The organism is Kocuria gwangalliensis, from assembly GCF_039544365.1.
GTDB classification, from domain to species: Bacteria; Actinomycetota; Actinomycetes; order Actinomycetales; family Micrococcaceae; genus Kocuria; species Kocuria gwangalliensis.
On sequence record NZ_BAABLN010000034.1, the window covers coordinates 223,514 to 241,431 of the forward strand.

Here is a 17,918-nt window from a genome sequence, read left to right on the forward strand (position 1 = left end):
TGTAATTCTGAGGCACCACATCACCCGTTCCAGCCTCGGTACGTTCCGACAGTGACGTCGCCGGTGTTGTGGAACGAAGGGCGGTCCCGCGCATTGCTGCGGGGCCGCCCTTCACACGTTCGCCCGTGCCCACGATGCCGCGGCCTCGGTGTCAATGTCGGTGTTGGGGCCGGTGGCTGGTCGGGCCAGATCCTTGCGGTGCCCCACGAGGCGAGCCGGGTTACCGGCCCAAATCTCATTCTCACCGGTCGAGTTCATGAGCACGGCATTGGCACCCACCAGTGTGCCGCGGCCAATGGTGGTCACGCCGGCGCCGCCCAGCACCTTGCAGCCGGGGAACAGCACGACGTCGTCCCCGATGGTCAGCCACTCGAACCGGGACTGTGCACGGGGCAGGTGGGCATCTTTTCGGCCCACGGTGACCTGCTGATAAATCCGCACGCGATCACCGATGGTCACCTCCGGATAAATCACCGTGCCCATTCCGTAGTGAAGGAGCCTGAATTCGCTTCCGATCTCCACCTCAGCCGGAATAGACAGGTTGAGGGGTAAGAGGGCCAGCCGCGCCCAGCGGTGCTTCCTCAGCGATACCAACGTCTCCGGAACTCCCATAGCGCCAAACTAGCCGAGTCCACCGGCCCCGAGGAGGGGCCACGGTCCGCTGTGGCCCAAAGGAACCACACGGACCCATGGCTTGTCCCCCACCTGGACATGAAGAATCCCCGGCCAGCTGTGCTGACCGGGGATTCTTTAATCGAGTTGCGGGGGCAAGATTTGAACTTGCGACCTCTGGGTTATGAGCCCAGCGAGCTACCGAACTGCTCCACCCCGCGGCGATGAACAAAACTATACGTCCCCCAGCCACACCGTGCAAATCGACTAGGCGACTCAGAGAAAGTCCCCGCGTAGCTGGGGGCCGGGGCGGTCAGGTGCCGGGGGCGCCGTCGTGCTCGGCCGGGGCGACGGCGCGGGGCGGCCGGGCCCGAGTGCTGCCGCGGAACCAGCGCAGCACGAAGGCCCACAGACGCGGGCCGTCCTTGAGGAAGAAGAACAGCACGATCACCATCAGCACGGTCCCCGTGAGCACCTCCGCGGCCACCGATAGCCCGGTGATCGCGCTGTTGCGGGCCGTGGCGCTCTTGAGGTAGTCACCGACCTGGGAGAGGGCGTCGTTGACCGTGCCTGCATCGAGCGGAACCGGGAGCGGGCCGCCGTGCACGAGGTCCTGTAGTTGGCGCCACCCGGAGGCCGCGGCGGTCGTGAGATCGGGCAACGACCCACGGATGCCGAGCGCGACCCCGGTGACCACCCCGCCGAGCAGCAGCAGCAGCGACAGAAACACCACGGCGGCGGCCGGGGCACTGTGCCAGCCGTGGCGCTCCAGGGCGGAGACGAGGGGGCGCACCGCCGAGGCCAGGATGAGGGCGACCAGCACCGCGAGCACCACGACCTTCACCGCCAGGAGGACGTAGAACACCACCGCTGCCACGGCAATGAGCACGAGCAACTGCACACCGCGGATCGCGGCCCGCCCCAGCGCGTCCGTCCACAGTTTCATGAAGGACGACTTGGCCGGGGCGGCGGGCCGGGACAGCTGGCGGTGCGGGGAGACCTCGTGGGAGCGGGACGCGATGCTGTGCCGCCCGATCTGCTGGGAGGTAGTCGATCCGGGAGGAACGCGCATGATGACCACTTCCTGTGAGCGCAAGCCGCTCCGGTGCAATTCGCTCCGGTGTCACGATGAACCTCCCGCTGACCTGGGTAAGCGCCTCCCCGTCACGTCAGAAACCCGGTGCCAGTCCCACTGCCCGCGCCACGGCATGCGACGGGGCGCCCATCCGGTGGGATGAGCGCCCCGTCGCGGGACCCGGCCAGGCCCGGTGGTGTCTTACCCGGTCGCGCCGTCCTGCTCCAGTGCCTCGTCAATGGCCTGCTGCAGACGCTCCTGGGCCTCACCGTACTCGGCCCAGTTGCCGTCGCGGCGGGCCTGATCGGCTTCCTGCATGGCCGTGTTCGCGTTGTCGAGGGCCTCCTGCAGGGACGACGAACGGGGCGCCGGAGCCGATCCCGAAGGCGACGGTGACGGGCTCGCGGAGGCACCGTCCTGCTCGTTACCGCTCGCACCGCCTTCCGCACTGTCGCCCTGCGCCTCACGCGCCTCGGCCTCGCTGACACCCGCGCCGTTCGCGGTGGTGGCGCCGGAGTCGCCGCCGAAGACCTCGTCAAGAGCTTCTTCCAGCGTCGGGGCGAAGCCCACGTTCTCACCGAAGCCCACGAGCACACGCCGAAGCGTGGGGTACGCGGCGTCGCCGGAGGACTGCACGTAGACCGGCTGCACGTAGAGCATGCCGCCACCGGCCGGCAGGGTCAGCAGGTTGCCGTTAATGACCTCGGAGGCGCCCTGTCGCAGCAAGTTCAGTTCCGTGGACACATCGGTGTCGGAGTTGAACACGTTCTGCGCCTGACCCGGTCCCGGCACCACGGACGAACGCGGCAGTTCGAGTAACCGCAACTTGCCGTAGTCCTCGGATTTCACGCCGTTCTCACCCGTTCCGGCGTCCGCGTTGGCGGAGAGGTAGCCGTACATCACGTTGCGGGTGTTGCCCGTTTCGTTCTGCTGCGGAATGAAGGACGTGGTCAGGGAGAAGTTGGCCTTGTCCTCACCCGGCATGCGCATAGACAGGTAGTACGGAGGCTGCGCCACGTCGCGGTCCTGCTGGGTGGGGTCGTTGGGAACGGACCACACGTCGTCGTTGGCGTAGAAGCTGTTCGCATTGGTCACGTGGTAGCGGTTGAGTAGCTCACGCTGCACCTTGAACATGTCCTCGGGGTAGCGCACGTGGGCCATGAGGTCCGCGGACATCTCCGAGTACGGCTTGATGGTCTCGGGGAACACCTTCTGCCAGGACTTCAGGATCGGGTCCTGGTCATCCCAGGCGTACAGGTCCACGGAACCGTCATAGGCGTTCACGGTGGCCTTGACCGAGTTGCGAATGTAGTTCACGCGCTCCGGGGGCAGCGTGGCCGCGGCGCCCTGGGCCGTCTGGGTGTCCTGCGTGGCATCCTGCAGCACGGACGGCGTGGAATACGGATAGGAAGTAGCCGTGGTGTATGCATCCACGATCCACACGACCTTGTCATCCACGATGGCCGGGTACGGGTTGCCGTCCACCGTCAGGTACGGAGCTACCTTTTCCACCCGCTCCCGCGGGTTGCGGTCGTACAGGATCTGCGACTCGTCCCGCACGGCATCCGAAAGCAGCATGTCCGTGGACTGGAACTTGATCGAGTAAGCCAGACGGTTGAACCAGTTACCCACGCCGGGCCCACCGTTACCGGCGAACGTGGTCTTGGCGTCGCCGGCGTCGTCGTCGTTGGTCTGGGGACGGTCGAGTTCGAGCGGCACGTCGTCCTCGGAACCGCCCACGATGGAGTACTGCGGCGAGTCTTCACCGAAGTAGATCCGCGGTTCGTAGCTGTCCGAGATCTCGCCGGTGGAGGGGATGCCGGACTGCATGAACTCGGGCTTACCGTCCGCCTGGACCTGGGAACCGTACGCTGCCACCACACCGTAACCGTGGGTGTAAACCACAGCCTGGTTGTACCAGCCGTCGATCTGGTCCGGGTTGAGCTCGCGGGTGGATATCACGGTGTCCTGCACTTCACCGTCGATCTCGTAGCGGTCCACGTTCAACATGTCCGGGAACTGGTAGTACGGGCGGAACTGCTGGAGCTGCGCGAACGCGGAGGACACCACGTTGGGATCCAGCAAACGAATGTTCGAGGTGGTCTCGGTGTCCTCGCGCAACGCACCCTGCTCGGTCTGGGTCGTGGCGTCGTAGGGGGTGACCTCGGTGTTGTCCAGGCCGTAGGCCTGCCGGGTCATGTTGATGTTGCGCTGGATGTATTCGTTTTCCAGCGCCTGCTCGGTGGGGGTCACCTGGAAACGTTGGACGGCCCACGGGTACAGGCCACCGGCCACCACGGCCACCACCACCAGCATGGCCGCACCGATCAGCGGGAGCCGCCAGCGGCCGATGAAACCGGCCACGACAAAGAGAATGGCCACCAACAACGCTGCGATGGCCAAAATGCCTTTGGTGGGGATGACGGCTTCCACGTCCGTGTAGAGCGCGCCGGTCCACTTACCCGAGTTCGAGGTCAGGGTGGAGTAGCGATCCAGCCAGAAGTTCACGGCCTGCAGTGCGAGGAACGCCGCCGCGATCGAACCCAACTGGACCCGAGCGGCTCGCGTGGAGTCGATGCCGCGCTCGTGCAGGCGAATACCGCCATAGACGTAATGCATGAGTAAACCGGCCACACCGGCCAACAACAGCGCGGTGACCAAAAAGCCCAGAAGCAGTCGCAGGAACGGCAGGGTGAACACGTAGAAGCTCAGGTCCAGGTTGAACTGCGGATCGGTCTGACCGAACGGTTCCTGGTTGAAGAACAAAGCAACGGTCTGCCACTGGGTGGCAATGGTGGATGCGGCGAACAGGCCGAAGATCACCGGGACGGCGATCATGACGATCCTGCGCACGGGGTCCAGCGCTTGCTGGTACTTGCGCATGGTGTCCGTGGTCTGGGCGGCGTTCTGTTTGGGCCGGGACCTGTAGGCGAGCCACAGGCTCAGGAACATCAGTCCGGCCACGACCAGCGCCGAGACGATGAACAGGCTGATCACCGCGATGTTCTGTGTGACGAACACGCGCAGGTATCCGAGCTGGTCGTACCAGAGGATGTTGGTGTAAACCTGCGTGAAGCCCACGAAGGCGGCGATCAGAACGACCACCGCAATCACCGTGGGGATCAGTGCTCCGCGTTTTTGGCGGCCTCCCGAGGAGGTTCTGGATGGACGGGGGGCAGCAGATCCGGCGGTCACTGATTACCTCTGAGCTTCCTGCGCTGATGAACATGATCTGTTATTAGGTCAAGGTCAAGACTATTCTGCGGGGTGGTCAGTGCACGTGCAATGACACTCCCCGGGGGTGTCATCTGGTACCGCAACTGGGGAGGGCGGAGATATTGCCCGCGGCCGCTTGTTCCACGGCATTGACGGCTTCGCCGAGGTTCTCCACCTCGATCACGTCCAGGCCGTCCGGGACGTGATCGGTGACCTCGTTGCAGTTTCCGCTCGGCGCCAGGAAATAGCGGGCACCGGCGTCCGCGGCGCCCTGAAGTTTTTGCCTGATCCCTCCGATGGGACCGACCTCGCCCTGCGGGGTAATGGTTCCGGTGCCGGCCACGTGTTCGGAGCCCACCATGGATCCGGGGGTCAGCTCCTCGATCACACCGAGCGCGAACATCATGCCCGCACTCGGCCCACCGACCTGGTCAAGTTCGAAATCGACCGTGAGCGGGAACTCGTACTCGGGAATCAAATACACGCCCAGTTGCCACCTGCCCGTGTCCTGGCTGCGCGTGAGGTCCACGTGACGGGTCACGGTCTCATCGCCCCGCTTGACGGTCAGGTCCACGCCTTGGTCCCCCGCCTCGTCCAGACCGTCACGCAGCTGGTCCAGTTCCGTGATGTCTTCGGCGTTCATGGCGACGAGGGTGTCCCCCGGTTCCAGGACACCGTCAGCGGGTGTGTCGGGAATACTCGCGTGCACCTGCAGGGTGGTCTTGAACGGCTTGTCCAGGTAGTCCAGGGCCGCGGCGACCGAATCCTCCTGGGAGGTCTGCATGGCAGCAGCATTGGAGTCGTCCACCTCTTGTCCCGTAAGAGTGGGGTCGTACACGGTGTCCTGGGGCAGCACGGTGTCCGAGGGGTTCAACCAACCCATGAGCACGTTGACCGCGTTGACGTGCCCGGACGGCCCGCCCTTGACGTACACCGTGGTCAAGTCCAGGTTGCCCTCGCTCGGGTACGTCTGCGCACCGTCGATACGCACCAGTTCCCGGTCCTCGAACTGTCCCACCGTATTGAAGGTGGGACCGGAGGATTCAATGACGAAGGGCGCGGGGATCACCACACCGGCGATCAACAGGGCCGCGGTGCCCATGAGGCTCACCGATTCCAGGGATCGCTTCTTGCGCGATCGCGACCACCGCGTGGTGCCATCAGTGCTGCGCACGCGCGCTCCTCTCACCGTTGTCAGGACCGTCATAGCGTACGTGCCTCCCCTGGGAACCGGCCCCGCCGCTCCCCGGCCGGCACGCGACGGCGACGACGACGCTCGGCCGGGTGCGCGGCGTCGGCGGCGTCGTCGGCGTCGGCGTCGGCGGGGCACCCAGCGGGGGTGAGCGGCCGTTCCGTGAGCTGGCAGCGAATTGTGGGGCCGCCCCGGTGGTACTCCCAGGGCCCTGCCGATAGGCTTAATCGAATCCTTTTTCCCCACCCGATTGGCGGTACCCATGAGTTCGAACCCTCCTCGTGACGAGAACGGCGACAACCCGAAGGATCCGTTCCAGGAGATGTTCGAACGTCTGCTCGGATCCCAGGGAATGTCGGGCGAGAACATGCCCGGTGGTATGCCCGTGAACCCGCAGGCGATGTCCATGATGTTCCAACAGATCCAGTCCATGATGAGCTCCGGTGGAACCGATGAGCCCGTGAACTGGGAGCTGGCGCGCAACCACGCCCGTCAGGTCGCCTCGCAAAAGGGCGATCCGTCGGTGACCGGTAAGCAGAAGGGCGCCGTGGACGACGCCATGAAACTTGCCGAACTGTGGCTCACGCCCAACACGGCCTTCGCCGAACCCAGCACCCTGCCCGCGGCCTGGTCACGGGCGGAGTGGATCGAGGCCACCGCGCAAACGTGGAAGGAAATGACCACGCCGGTGGCGGCGTCAGTGTCCAACGCGATGACCGAGGCCATGACCAAGCAGCTGCCTCCCGAGCTCTCCCAGGCCATGGGCGGCGCGGACCTGTCGGGGATGCTGTCCGGCGCGGGTTCCATGTTGTTCGGCATGCAGCTGGGTCAGGCAGTGGGCGCGTTGTCCTGCGAGGTCGTGTCCTCCACGGACGTGGGCCTACCGCTGGCCAAGGACCGCTCGGCACTGGTTCCCTCCAACATTGCCGAATTCAGCGAGGGCCTGGAGCTGCCCGCAACCGATGTGATGCTGTACCTGGGCATCCGCGAGGCCGCTCACGTGCGGTTGTTCCACGGTGCTCCGTGGCTGCGCGATCACGTATTGGGCCTGATCACCTCGTTCGCCGCGGGCATTCACATCGACATGGACCGCATTGAGACCATTGCGCAGGACCTGGATCCCATGGACCCGTCCGGCATCCAGGACGCCCTGTCGTCCGGGGTGTTCAGCCCGCAGATGACCCCCGAGCAGGAAGACACCCTGGCACGCCTGGAAACCGTCCTGGCGCTGATCGAGGGTTGGGTCACGCGCGTCACCGTGGCCTCGACCGGCAACATCCCTTCCGCCGCGGCGCTGACCGAGATGATGTCCCGACGCCGCGCCGAGGGCGGCCCCGCCGAACGCACCTTCGGCTCGCTCGTCGGTCTGGAATTACGCCCGCGCCGGATGCGCGAGGCCGCCGCGTTCTGGGAGCACGTGGAGGGCAAGCGCGGCATCCAGGAACGAGACGGGCTCTGGGAATCTGCGGAACTGCTGCCCAGCAACGAAGACCTCGATGATCCCGAGGGTTTCGAACAGCGCCGTGGCCTGTTGACCGCCAGCGATGACGAAATGGACGCCGCGCTGGCCAAGTTGCTCTCCGGTGGTTACGAGGACTCCGAGGGCGGTCCCGCGGCCGGGGCCGAGGGCGCCGAGTCCGATGCTCCCGCCGGTTCCGACTCCTCCGATCCGAACGGGCCGGGTGGTTCCGAGGGTTCCGCTGACTCCGATGAAGACTCGCCGGAGGAGCCCGGAGACACCCCCAAGGCCTAATCAGTGGCTGCCGACCCCTCCCGCGGGTTGGTATCCGCCCACGCGACGCCGTCCAGGAACTGGGCGGCGTCGCGTGCTTTGGGGTGCCTGCGGGCCAGCGACCAGAATCGGTCGTTGTGCTGGGCCTCCAGCAAGTGCACCAATTCGTGGAGCACCACGGTTTCCAACACCCAGTCCGGCACGACGGCCAGTCGAGTGGAAATCCTGATCACACCGGTGCTGGGAGTTGCCGACCCCCAGCGGGTGTTCTGCCGCGCGGACCATTTCACCTGGGTGGGCTGTGCCTGGCCGTTCAGGTACGTGGCCGATAATTCCTGGGCCATGTGCCACAGGGCCTCATCCGTTCCGCGCCGCCGTGCGTTCTGCCGGGCCCGATCCCGTTTGGCCACGATCTTGGGCACCAGGGTGGTTTTCCACTGTTCCACCTCGCGGCGGGTGGCCGATTGCGGGACGGCCAGGATCACCGTGTCTCCGCTGAAGTGGGCGCTGACCGTTTTTTTCCGGCGAGCGCTGCGTTGCACGAGCACCTCGGGCGAGTCGGAGGGCGGCTGCGGCTCGGGGTGTCGTGGCTGCGCGCTGCGGGGCGGCTGGAACGGGGACATGGTCCGTAGTTCACCACCTGAGGGGTGGTGCTGACCAATCACGGCAGACCCGCTCGAGGTCGCATTTCTCGCCCGGGTGTGCCGTGCTCACGCGAATCCGCGGGCCGTCAGGGTGCACTCGAACTGTGGATGACGGATTTTGTGCTGCGCCTTCCTCGGCTTCTTGACAGCCTGGGACAACCAACCGATCCTCGACCAGCGGAGCAACTCATGGCGCCCACACCCGACACGTCAACGTCTTTTTCGGTGGATCAGCGGCCCTCCGCGTCCGCCTCCCGGCCTGATGAGGTGCATGTGCTGTTCGCGGGTTTGGATCCCGTTGCCGCAACCACCGCCCTGCTCATGGCGGATGCCGGAGTGTGCCTGCTCAATGTCACGGATCCAACTCTCGTGACGGTCCACGATGCAGCGGTGGGGCCCTATCCCTCCGCGCTCGCGGGTTCACCGCGGGAATACGCGCTGCGCAAGCTGCTTCGCGCTCGGTGGCCGCGCTGCGTTCCCTTGAGCGCGCCCGAGCTGTTTTGCTCATCGGTCATCCCCACGGCCGTCATGCTGCGCAGTGCGTGTGTGGCGGGGCCGCTCCCCCAGGACCTTTCCGTACCGGTCTTGGCAACGACACCGGACGCTCACCTGCCCACGATCACGGTCGTCACGGACGGGTCCGTGTCCCTGACCTGGCCCCTGACCCCCTGGTACCGCCGACCATGTCGGGAATGTCTGGAGGTGGCCGTCCGTGACGCCCGCAGGCTGCTGCGCAATCAGCCACTCCGAGATCATGAAGCGGTAGCCACCCCGCACTCCCCCGCCATCACCACGTTGACACGCGTCATTACCGCGTCCCACCTCGCGGCCGAACTGTTGGGCCGGGCCTTGGAATCCGAGGTCACCCCCCGAGACGATGTGGCCGTGGAAGCTCCGGGACGGCTCACGGTCCGCCACGGACTCCACCGGACCGTCTTGACACCCCGCGGGGACTGCCTGTGCACCCTGGACGGTTGACGCAGGTGGATCACACGGAACTGCGGTCCACGATCGACGCCCCACTCCTGCGGGGGATGGGCGGCGCGGGTGCACCACGCACGAGGGACGTTATGACATCCACGATGTAGCGGGCGGTGATGTCCGTGTCCAGCGCCACCATGGTCAGGGGCGGCTGGGCAAGCGCTGCGGCCGGGGAATCGCCGACGCCCACAACGGCCAGGTCACTCGGCGCAGTCAACCCCAGCACTCGCATGCCCGACAGTACCGCCAGCGCTGCGGTGGAATCGTGGGCGCACACACCTGACGCCGCTGGATTCCGCCCCCGCCATGCTTGCAAGGACTCGGCGGCCCCGTGGGGATCAGCGGGAACGTGGAGCACGGCCGGCTCGGGCAGCTGCAGTGACGCGCACTCGCGCCGCAGAACCTCGTATCGCCACTGGGCGGCACCATGCATGTGATCCCCGCCGGTGACCGCGTACACCAGGTGCCGGTGGCCTGCTCGCGTGAGCCGTTCGACCTGCAGTCGAACAATCTCCTCCTCGCGAGGGCCCGTGATCCACCGACCCATGGCATCAGAGCCTGTCCAGGAGACCACGCCGAGCACGCCGTTGCGACGCATGAGCTCGGCGTCGTCATCCCGCAGGTCCCACGCCAGGACTGCGGCGGGCGTCACCGAGGACCATACCTGGGCCGCGGGTCTCCGCGTCCACGCGTGGATCACCATGGACAGACCGACGTGGGCGAACAAGACCGAGAGTCGCTCAATCATGTCCCCGATGTCCTCCGACAGAGCACGCGCCGGGGGAAGATACAGCAGCACCGAACTGGAATGCCCGCGGCTCAGGGACCGCGCCTCCGCCGACGGCGCGTACGACAATTGCTGTGCGGCGTCCAGGACCCTGCGGCGAGTGAGGGGCGAGATGGACTGGTGCGGGGTGTCATTGAGCACAAAGCTGACGGTGGTTCGAGACACCCCGGCCAACCGCGCGACGTCGGCACTCGTGGCTCGACGCGGTGGGTCGTTGCGTCCGTGCATGCCGCGGTATCCCCTTTCAATTCGATCTCCACATGCTAATCAACGCTCGGCGCCGCCAGGCCCGTCGCCCCGTAAATGTGACCTGTTACACTGTGACATCGATCTACTAACACGTGTTAGTAACCACCTTCTCCCCCCACCGAACGCGGCGAATCCGAACGATCAGGCCCCGCGTGGAGCGGTGACACCACCAGAGCGTCGAAAGGCACCATGGAAACGCACACTGTTGATGTGATTATTATCGGCGCCGGTATTTCGGGAATCGGGGCCGCACGGGAACTCGCGGGCACCGCCCACACGGTGGCCATTCTCGAGGCACGGGATGCTTTGGGTGGAACATGGGACCTGTTCCGCTACCCCGGAATCCGGTCGGATTCGGACATGGCTACTTTCGGGTACCGCAGCCGTCCGTGGACGGAGGATCGGAGTTTGGCCACCGGCGAGACCATTTTGACCTACGTCCGCACGGCCGCCGATGAGGCCGGGGTGACGCAGAACATCCGCTTCGGTCAACGGGCGCAACGCGCCGAGTGGTCCTCCGACGCATGCACGTGGACCGTCACCTACCAGAACGAGCACACGGGCGAGGTGTCCCAGATGACCGGGCGGTGGCTCTTCATGGCCACCGGGTACTACCGCTACGACCAGGGCTTCACCCCGGACTGGCCCAGCCTCGGAGACTTCCAGGGCCGGGTGGTTCACCCGCAGCTCTGGCCGGACAACCTAGAAGTGGCGGATCGGCGGGTGGTTGTGATCGGCAGCGGAGCCACGGCCGTGACGCTCGTGCCCGCCCTGGCGGAGCTGGGCGCCCGCGTGAGCATGGTGCAACGATCCCCCTCGTACGTGGCCTCCGTGCCCGGCCGGGACGAGACCGGTATGACAGTGCGCAAGTGGCTGCCCCCTCGTGTGGCCGGGGAAGTCAACCGGTGGCGCAACATCATGCGGGGCATGATGATCTATGAATACAGCCGACGCCGCCCCCGGGCCATGAGGGAATTGCTGCACAAGGGTGTCGCCAGACATTTGGGCCCTACCTTCCCCGTGGCCGAACATTTCACCCCCGATTACGATCCCTGGGACCAGCGCTTGTGTGCGGCACCGGACGGAGACTTCTTCGAGGCCATCCGCTGCGGGCAGGCCGAGGTTGTAACCGACACCATCGAGCGGTTCACCCCCGACGGCATCATGTTGGGCACGGGGCGCCATCTGCCGGCGGACGTGATCGTGACGGCCACGGGACTGAATGTGCAGTTCTTCGGCACCATGGACCTCGTGGTGGACGGTGAAACGATAGATCCCGCTACCCGCGTGAGCTACCGAGGCATGATGCTCGACGGTGTACCCAACCTGGCCTTCTCCATCGGGTACACGAACTCGTCCTGGACCCTGCGCGTGGACCTGGTGACGAGGTACTTCCGCCGTGTCCTGGACCGTGCGAAGCGGCAGGGCGCTCGGATGGTCACACCTCGTTATTCCGGCTCCAGGTCTGAGCTGCGTCCCCTCCTTGACCTCGCTTCGGGCTACGTTCGACGCGGCGCCCATTTGATGCCCCGCCAAGGCCGCCGCGGCGCGTGGCTCGTCCGACAGAATTATCTCCGGGACTGTGTGTTGTTCCGCCCGGGCACCGAACTGGACAGCCAGCTCGACTACGCGATGACATCCGATGCCGCAGCGGAGGTGAACTCATGACCACCGATACGTGGAACGGTCTCCGGTACCGCGTCACCGGTCGGGGCAGACCAGTGCTCCTTATCCACGGCATTGGTCGTAGCCTCTCGGACTGGGACGACCAGCATGAGCGGCTGAGTGATTTTTATCAGGTGTGGAGCGTGGATCTCCCCGGATTCGGGGCTTCCCAACCACCACCCCACGGGATGCGGCTAGAGCATCTGGCCCACCTGATGGCAGATTTCATTCGCGGCATGGACATCGGCCCCGTCCATCTGGGTGGAAACAGTCTTGGGGGCGCAGTGGCAATGCAGTTGACGGCGGACCATCCCGGGCTCGTGTCCAGTCTGTTGCTGGCGAATTCGGCGGGCTTCGGCCGGGGGGTGAGCCCCGTTCTCCGGTTGGCAAGTATCCCCGGAGTGGGCGAACGACTACTGCGGCCCAGCCGCAAGGGGTCTCAACGGTCCGAACACGCCATGTATCACGACCCGCGTTTCGCCACGCCCGCCCGCGTGCAGCGTGGTTTCGACCTGGCACAGCGTCCGGGAGGCACAGAAGCCTTTCTCGACATGCTGCGTTCGCTCGGCTCCGTCGCCGGGGTCAAGAGTGGGTGGCGGCGAGCGCTCACGCCCCGTGTCCGTGCCACCGGTATCCCCACGTTCATCGTGTGGGGCGACAAAGACGCCGTCCTGCCCTTCCGGCATCTCAAGCGCGGGGCCCGGATGCTGCGCGCAGCCACTCACCGGTTCCCGAACACGGGTCACGGTCCGCAGATCGAACAAGCCGATGAATTCGCTCGCCTGGCCCGGAAGTTCTGGGACGGCGTCGATCAAGGAGACAGCATGTCCTTCAGCCCCGAGAGCAAGAAACCCCGGGGTCTCCAGCCCTTCCAGTTCGGTGTTGGAAGCGCGGTCATCACGGGCGCGGCCAGTGGCATTGGACGCGCAACCGCCATGAACCTTGCCGAGCGCGGCAATGATCTTGCGCTCGTGGACCGGGACAAGACCGGTCTCGATGCCGTCAAGGCGGAACTCACCCGCCAACACCCGGGCTTGGTCATCACTACCCACGAGGTGGACCTGGCGCAGCCCGTTGACTTCGATGGTCTGGCGGCGGCCGTGGCCGCGGAGCACCATCGGTTGAGTCTGCTGATCAATAACGCGGGCGTGGCCCTGAACGGAACAGTGGATGAGATCTCGATGGCGGACCTCGACTGGGTGCTTGCCATCAATCTGCGGGCACCCATAGCCATGACCAAGTCGTTCCTGCCCTACCTGCAACGGGAACACGGCGCACACATCGTCAACGTCTCCAGCTTGTACGGTCTGGTGGCACCGGCGGGGCAGAGCGCATACGCGGCCAGTAAGTTCGGCATCCGTGGCTTCACCCTGGCCCTGCAGTCCGAACTGATTCCTCGGGGCATCGGCGTGAGCGTGGTGCACCCCGGTGGGATCGCCACGAACATCGCCCGCAACTCGCGCACCGGCTCCCTCCTGGGCAACGAGGAAGCGCAACGTCGGCGTGCTCAGTTTGCGCGTTTCCTCACCATGCCCCCGGAGCGTGCCGCAGCGCAGATTGTGGACGCTGTGGCGCAACGGAGGGAACGTGTGCTCATCACACGGAAGGCGGTTCTGGTGGACGTGATCTCACGAGTGATGCCCGTCAATCATCGGCATTATCTGGCGCGTCAACTCCACAAGACCCGGTAATCGATCGCGGCCCCGGAGCTCGGCTGATCACGCCCCGGTCTTCGCGCTCATCCGACGCGGCGAGCCCTACGCTGGGCGGCGTTCGAGGACCCCGCGGGCAAGATCGCGTCCAGGAACCGCGAGCGTGATCGGGTCGGCCGGCCCCCCGGTGTCCGAGACAGGGACCATGACAGCACGAGGTGCTCGCGGGCGCGGGTGATGCCCACGTAGAACAGCCGGCGTTCTTCGTCCACGCCGTCCGCCGTCTCCGCGAAGGAGATGGGCATGAGCCCCTCGGACAGCCCCGCGAGAAACACCGCATCCCACTCCAGGCCCTTGGCGGAGTGCATCGAGGCCAGTGTCACGCCGTCCATCACCGGTGCCTCCTGAGCCTTGGCCCGCCGTTCCAACTCGTCCGAGAACTGCTGAAGGGTGAACTCCTCGTCCTCGTCCGAGGCACGATGGGCCATGGAGTCCGCCAGGGACACCAACGCGGACAGCGACTCCCACCGGGCACGAGTCGCACTGTCCGAGCGGGGCGCGCGGGCCGAATAACCCAGGGAACTGAGCATGTCCCTGACCTGCTGCGGGACCTGGACGGGAGCATCCCCCAGTGTTTTGGCCGCGGACCGGATCTGCACGAGTGACTGCCGGATCTCGGGGCGGTTGAAGAACCGTTCGGTGCCGCGCAGTTGAAAGCCGATGTTCACATCGGCGAGCGCGGCCTCGAAGGCCTGGGATTGCCCGTTGGTGCGGAACAGGACGGCGATCTCCCGGGCGGGAACGCCGTCGTCAATGAGGTCCTGGATGCGCGTGGCGACCCCGGCGGCCTCGGCCTCGTCGTCCGGGTATTCGTTCCAGGACGGCTCGGGACCGGCCGGGCGCTGGGAGATCAGCTGGAGCGGCGTGGCCCAGGTTCCGGGGGTGGACCCGGCAGCGGGTCGGCGCGCGGCGAGCAACTGGTTGGCCGTGTTGACCACCTGGGGAGTCGAGCGGTAGTCGCGGATCAATTCCACCACGCGCGCATTCGGATGACGGGACGGGAATTCGAGTAAGTGCCGGGAGGTCGCGCCGGTGAACGAGTAAATCGTCTGCGAGGCATCCCCCACCACGCAGAGGTCGTCCCGCTGCCCGAGCCACGCATCGAGCAACCGTTGCTGCAGCGGCGAAACATCCTGGTACTCATCCACCACGAACTGACGGTACTGGGAGTGGACGGCGGCGGCGATCCGCTCGTCCTCCTCCAGGATGCCCACGGTGATGAGCAACACGTCCTCGAAGTCGATCAGGTGGCGATCCGCCTTGAGATCCTCGTAGGACTGGTAGAGCCGCTGCATGGTGCGTACGTCGTAACCCATGGGCATGCTGCGCTTCTCGGCCGCGGCGGCGTAGGTGTCCGGGGTGAGCATGGAGACCTTGGCCCACTCCACCTCTCCCGCAACGTCGCGCACGGTGGCCCGGTCGGTGGTCAGGCGCATGGCCTGGGCCGCTTCGGTCAACAACCGGGCCTTGTGATTGACCAGACCGGGCGGGGGCCCGCCCACGGCCTGCGGCCAGAAATACTGCAATTGCCGCAGCGCGGCGGAGTGGAACGTGCGCGCCTGCACACCGGGGGCCCCCAGCTGACGCAGGCGCTGCCGCATTTCATTGGCAGCCCGCGCGGTGAACGTGAGCGCCAGGGTTTTCTGGGGTGTGTAAACACCGGTGGCGATTCCCCAGGCAATGCGGTGGGTGATGGCGCGGGTTTTGCCCGTGCCCGCCCCGGCTCGCACGCACACGGGTCCCTGCAGGGTGGTGGCCACCACGCGTTGTTCGGGATCCAGGCCGCCCAGGATACGTTCTTCGGCGGATGCGTCACTCCCCATGTGTTCAGGCTCCTTCCGGTATCGGTTCGCCCAGCCAGCTCGCGATCAGGGCGTGAGCGATCGAGATACGGCCGGGGAGCACAATGGCCCGTTCCCCCGCCGCGGCCTTCAGTTCCGCCCGGGTGAACCATCTCAAGTCGAGGATTTCCTGACCGTCCGGCGTGAAGTCGACGGTGTGTGCGACGGCTCGGAATCCGAGCATGAGCGAACGTGGGAACGGCCACGGCTGGGAGCCCTGGTAATGCACCGATCCCACCACGATGCCCGCTTCTTCGAAGATTTCGCGCACCACCGCTTGCTCCGCGGATTCGCCCGGCTCCACGAATCCGGCCAGCGTGGAGTAGCGGTTGCTCGCCCACAGCGACGACCGGCCCAGCAGAATGCGTTCGCGCTCCGGGTCCTCATGGCCGTCGGTGATGGCAACGATGACCGCGGGATCGGTGCGGGGAAAATGCAGCGTCTGGTCCTCGGGACATTCCCGGGCCCAGCCGGAGCGAATCACCTCGGTCACCGTGCCGCACCGCGGGCATCGCGGGTGGTCACGGTGCCACAGGCCCACCGACTGCGCGGTGACCAGCAGGGACGTTTCCTCCGGTTCGAGTTCGGTGCCCAACGTTCGTAAACCCGCCCGCACGACGTCGTTCTGGCCGGGGACCTCCGCGCCCGCCGGAAAACTGCGCAGCAGCACCGGTGCGTCGTCCCCGCGCAGCCTGCCCAGGTAGACGTCCGGGTGGGCGGGGTCCCCGCTCGCGGCAGGGGCGGCGGCGTACTCCTCGAGCACCAGGTGCCCGTCGCGCACGGGCGCGTCACCACCCACCATGACGAGCACCCGTGCCGACGGATCGGTACCTGCCTCGGCTCGCAGGTCCCGGTGTTCGCGGTCCACGGCGTCGCGGTCGAAGGCCGACGCCGCAAACGGCAGGTCCCCGGGATCCAGGCCGGGCACGGTGCGGTCGGGTGTCCAGGTGTTGGGTTCGGAAGGAGTCACCCGTCCACTGTAGTCGGCGTGTCCCGGTAGCTCCCCGGCGGCTGTGGGTAACCGTGGTGCCCGTGCTCAGGGCGCGGCCGGTAGTGTGGACGAGGTGAGAACGACCCCCGAATTGCTCGCAGCCATTGCCGCCGCAGCCGTGCCCGGTATCGCCCCGGTAGCGACCGGTCCTTCTCCCGACGACAATTCGGACTTCCGGTCGTGCGTGGTCAAAGACACACAGAATAAGCGGTGGCGTGTTCGCAGCCCCCTCCATGCCGAGGCCAGCATCAGGTTGGAGACCGAGCACCTGGTCCTCGGGGCCTTCACACCATCGGTTCGCGCGCACCTCCCCTTCCATCTGCCCAGCGTGGTCGGTTCGGTTGAGCAATCCGGGCTGCGCACATTCGTGTACTCCCATCTGCCCGGCACCACGCTCACCCTGGTGGAGATGTCCCGGCAGAACGAGAACCCCGTGGCGCCTTCCCGTGCGCCCGCGCCCAGCGCAGAACCTCGCGCTGCCCTGGCCGTCCAGGTCGGCCGGGCACTCGCGGCCGTCCATTCACTTCCCCGCGCCCTGGTCATGGACGCCGATCTGCCCGCCTACAGCGCCGAGCAGTGCCGCAGCCGCATGCTCCACGATCTGGACCGGGCCGCCGCAACCGGTCGGATCCCCGGCCAGCTGTTGCGCCGCTGGGAGCAAGCGCTCGAGGACACCACCCTGTGGCGGTTTTCGACCCGCGTGGTGCACGGTGATCTGCACGAGGACAACGTGATCGTGCACGAGGGCGCGCTGGGTGCCTTGACCGGGTGGAGCGATCTGCACGTGGGTGACCCCGCCGTGGATTTTGCGTGGCTCGTGGGCATGGCGAACTCCCAGTTCGCGGACACCGTGCTGGAGACGTACTCGGTGGCCGCAGTTCAACCGCCCGACCGGCATCTCCTACGCCGAGCGCACCTGGCCGCGGAATTCGCCTTGGCCGAGTGGCTGGTGCGCGGGGTGGACCGCGGCGTCGAATCCATGGTCAAGGACGCCGAGGGGATGCTCAACACCCTGACCCTGGACGTGGAACGTACCGGCTCTCCCGCGCCCGGGGTGATCCCGGAGCCGCCCGCTGCGGAGCCCGAGGAGCAGGATGAGCAGTCGGGTCCGGAAATGTCCACGCCGGTGCCGTCCGGGTCCGCCCAACCCTCCGCTGCGCGCCCCGCGGAATGACTCCTGGGCGGCACGCAGTGTCGAGCGCAGAGCGCACCCGGTGGGGC

The 17,918-nt window shown here is 66.4% G+C and carries 13 protein-coding genes and 1 tRNA gene; 5 read left to right on the forward strand and 9 right to left on the reverse strand.

Features of this window, described 5'->3' with window-relative positions; translation table 11 throughout:
* Positions 1-111: 111 nt before the first annotated feature.
* From ABEA06_RS12180 to ABEA06_RS12200, 5 genes are all read right to left on the reverse strand, one after another.
* A complete protein-coding gene (locus tag ABEA06_RS12180; protein ID WP_345311642.1) occupies positions 112-483 on the reverse strand; it encodes a hypothetical protein in 372 nt (123 codons plus the stop codon).
* 276 nt (positions 484-759) lie between these two features.
* Positions 760-833 (reverse strand) — tRNA-Met (locus ABEA06_RS12185).
* A 92-nt stretch (positions 834-925) separates the two neighbouring features.
* A complete protein-coding gene (locus ABEA06_RS12190; RefSeq protein WP_345311643.1) occupies positions 926-1,684 on the reverse strand; it encodes an AI-2E family transporter in 759 nt (252 codons plus the stop codon).
* A gap of 204 nt (positions 1,685-1,888) precedes the next feature.
* Entirely contained in the window at positions 1,889-4,882 is a 2,994-nt protein-coding gene (locus ABEA06_RS12195; protein ID WP_345311644.1) for a UPF0182 family membrane protein, read from the reverse strand.
* Positions 4,883-4,991: 109 nt separating this feature from the next.
* Entirely contained in the window at positions 4,992-6,077 is a 1,086-nt protein-coding gene (locus ABEA06_RS12200) for a YlbL family protein (protein ID WP_303381701.1), read from the reverse strand.
* Between the two features lie 280 nt (positions 6,078-6,357).
* Here ABEA06_RS12200 and ABEA06_RS12205 point away from each other — a divergent pair, with 280 nt between their 5' ends.
* Entirely contained in the window at positions 6,358-7,848 is a 1,491-nt protein-coding gene (locus tag ABEA06_RS12205) for a zinc-dependent metalloprotease (protein WP_345311645.1), read from the forward strand.
* Here ABEA06_RS12205 and ABEA06_RS12210 read toward each other — a convergent pair.
* Positions 7,845-8,450 carry a M48 metallopeptidase family protein gene (locus ABEA06_RS12210; protein ID WP_345311646.1) on the reverse strand — a complete coding sequence of 202 codons (606 nt, stop codon included), beginning with the start codon at positions 8,448-8,450 and terminating at the stop codon, positions 7,845-7,847. The genes ABEA06_RS12205 and ABEA06_RS12210 overlap by 4 nt on opposite strands.
* Before the next feature lie 210 nt (positions 8,451-8,660).
* On the opposite strand from ABEA06_RS12210, the gene ABEA06_RS12215 reads away from it, so the two are divergent.
* Positions 8,661-9,449 carry a hypothetical protein gene (locus ABEA06_RS12215; protein ID WP_345311647.1) on the forward strand — a complete coding sequence of 263 codons (789 nt, stop codon included), beginning with the start codon at positions 8,661-8,663 and terminating at the stop codon, positions 9,447-9,449.
* 10 nt (positions 9,450-9,459) lie between these two features.
* Here the strand turns inward: ABEA06_RS12215 and ABEA06_RS12220 are convergent, their stop codons facing one another.
* A complete protein-coding gene (locus ABEA06_RS12220) occupies positions 9,460-10,467 on the reverse strand; it encodes a LacI family DNA-binding transcriptional regulator (RefSeq protein ID WP_303381697.1) in 1,008 nt (335 codons plus the stop codon).
* Between the two features lie 210 nt (positions 10,468-10,677).
* Between ABEA06_RS12220 and ABEA06_RS12225 the strand changes: the two genes are divergently transcribed.
* Positions 10,678-12,156, forward strand: a complete 1,479-nt coding sequence (locus tag ABEA06_RS12225) for a flavin-containing monooxygenase (protein WP_303381696.1) — start codon at positions 10,678-10,680, stop codon at positions 12,154-12,156.
* Complete coding sequence (locus ABEA06_RS12230; protein ID WP_345311648.1) at positions 12,153-13,844, forward strand: SDR family NAD(P)-dependent oxidoreductase; 1,692 nt, start codon at positions 12,153-12,155, stop codon at positions 13,842-13,844. The genes ABEA06_RS12225 and ABEA06_RS12230 overlap by 4 nt, the downstream gene beginning before the upstream one ends.
* A 47-nt stretch (positions 13,845-13,891) precedes the next feature.
* Here the strand turns inward: ABEA06_RS12230 and ABEA06_RS12235 are convergent, their stop codons facing one another.
* Together ABEA06_RS12235 and nudC are read right to left on the reverse strand one after the other, a co-directional pair.
* Positions 13,892-15,688, reverse strand: a complete 1,797-nt coding sequence (locus ABEA06_RS12235) for an ATP-dependent helicase (RefSeq protein WP_345311649.1) — start codon at positions 15,686-15,688, stop codon at positions 13,892-13,894.
* Between the two features lie 4 nt (positions 15,689-15,692).
* Complete coding sequence (gene nudC / locus ABEA06_RS12240) at positions 15,693-16,676, reverse strand: NAD(+) diphosphatase (protein ID WP_303382216.1); 984 nt, start codon at positions 16,674-16,676, stop codon at positions 15,693-15,695.
* 94 nt (positions 16,677-16,770) lie between these two features.
* Here nudC and ABEA06_RS12245 point away from each other — a divergent pair, with 94 nt between their 5' ends.
* Entirely contained in the window at positions 16,771-17,871 is a 1,101-nt protein-coding gene (locus ABEA06_RS12245; RefSeq protein ID WP_345311650.1) for a macrolide 2'-phosphotransferase, read from the forward strand.
* Positions 17,872-17,918 lie beyond the last annotated feature (47 nt).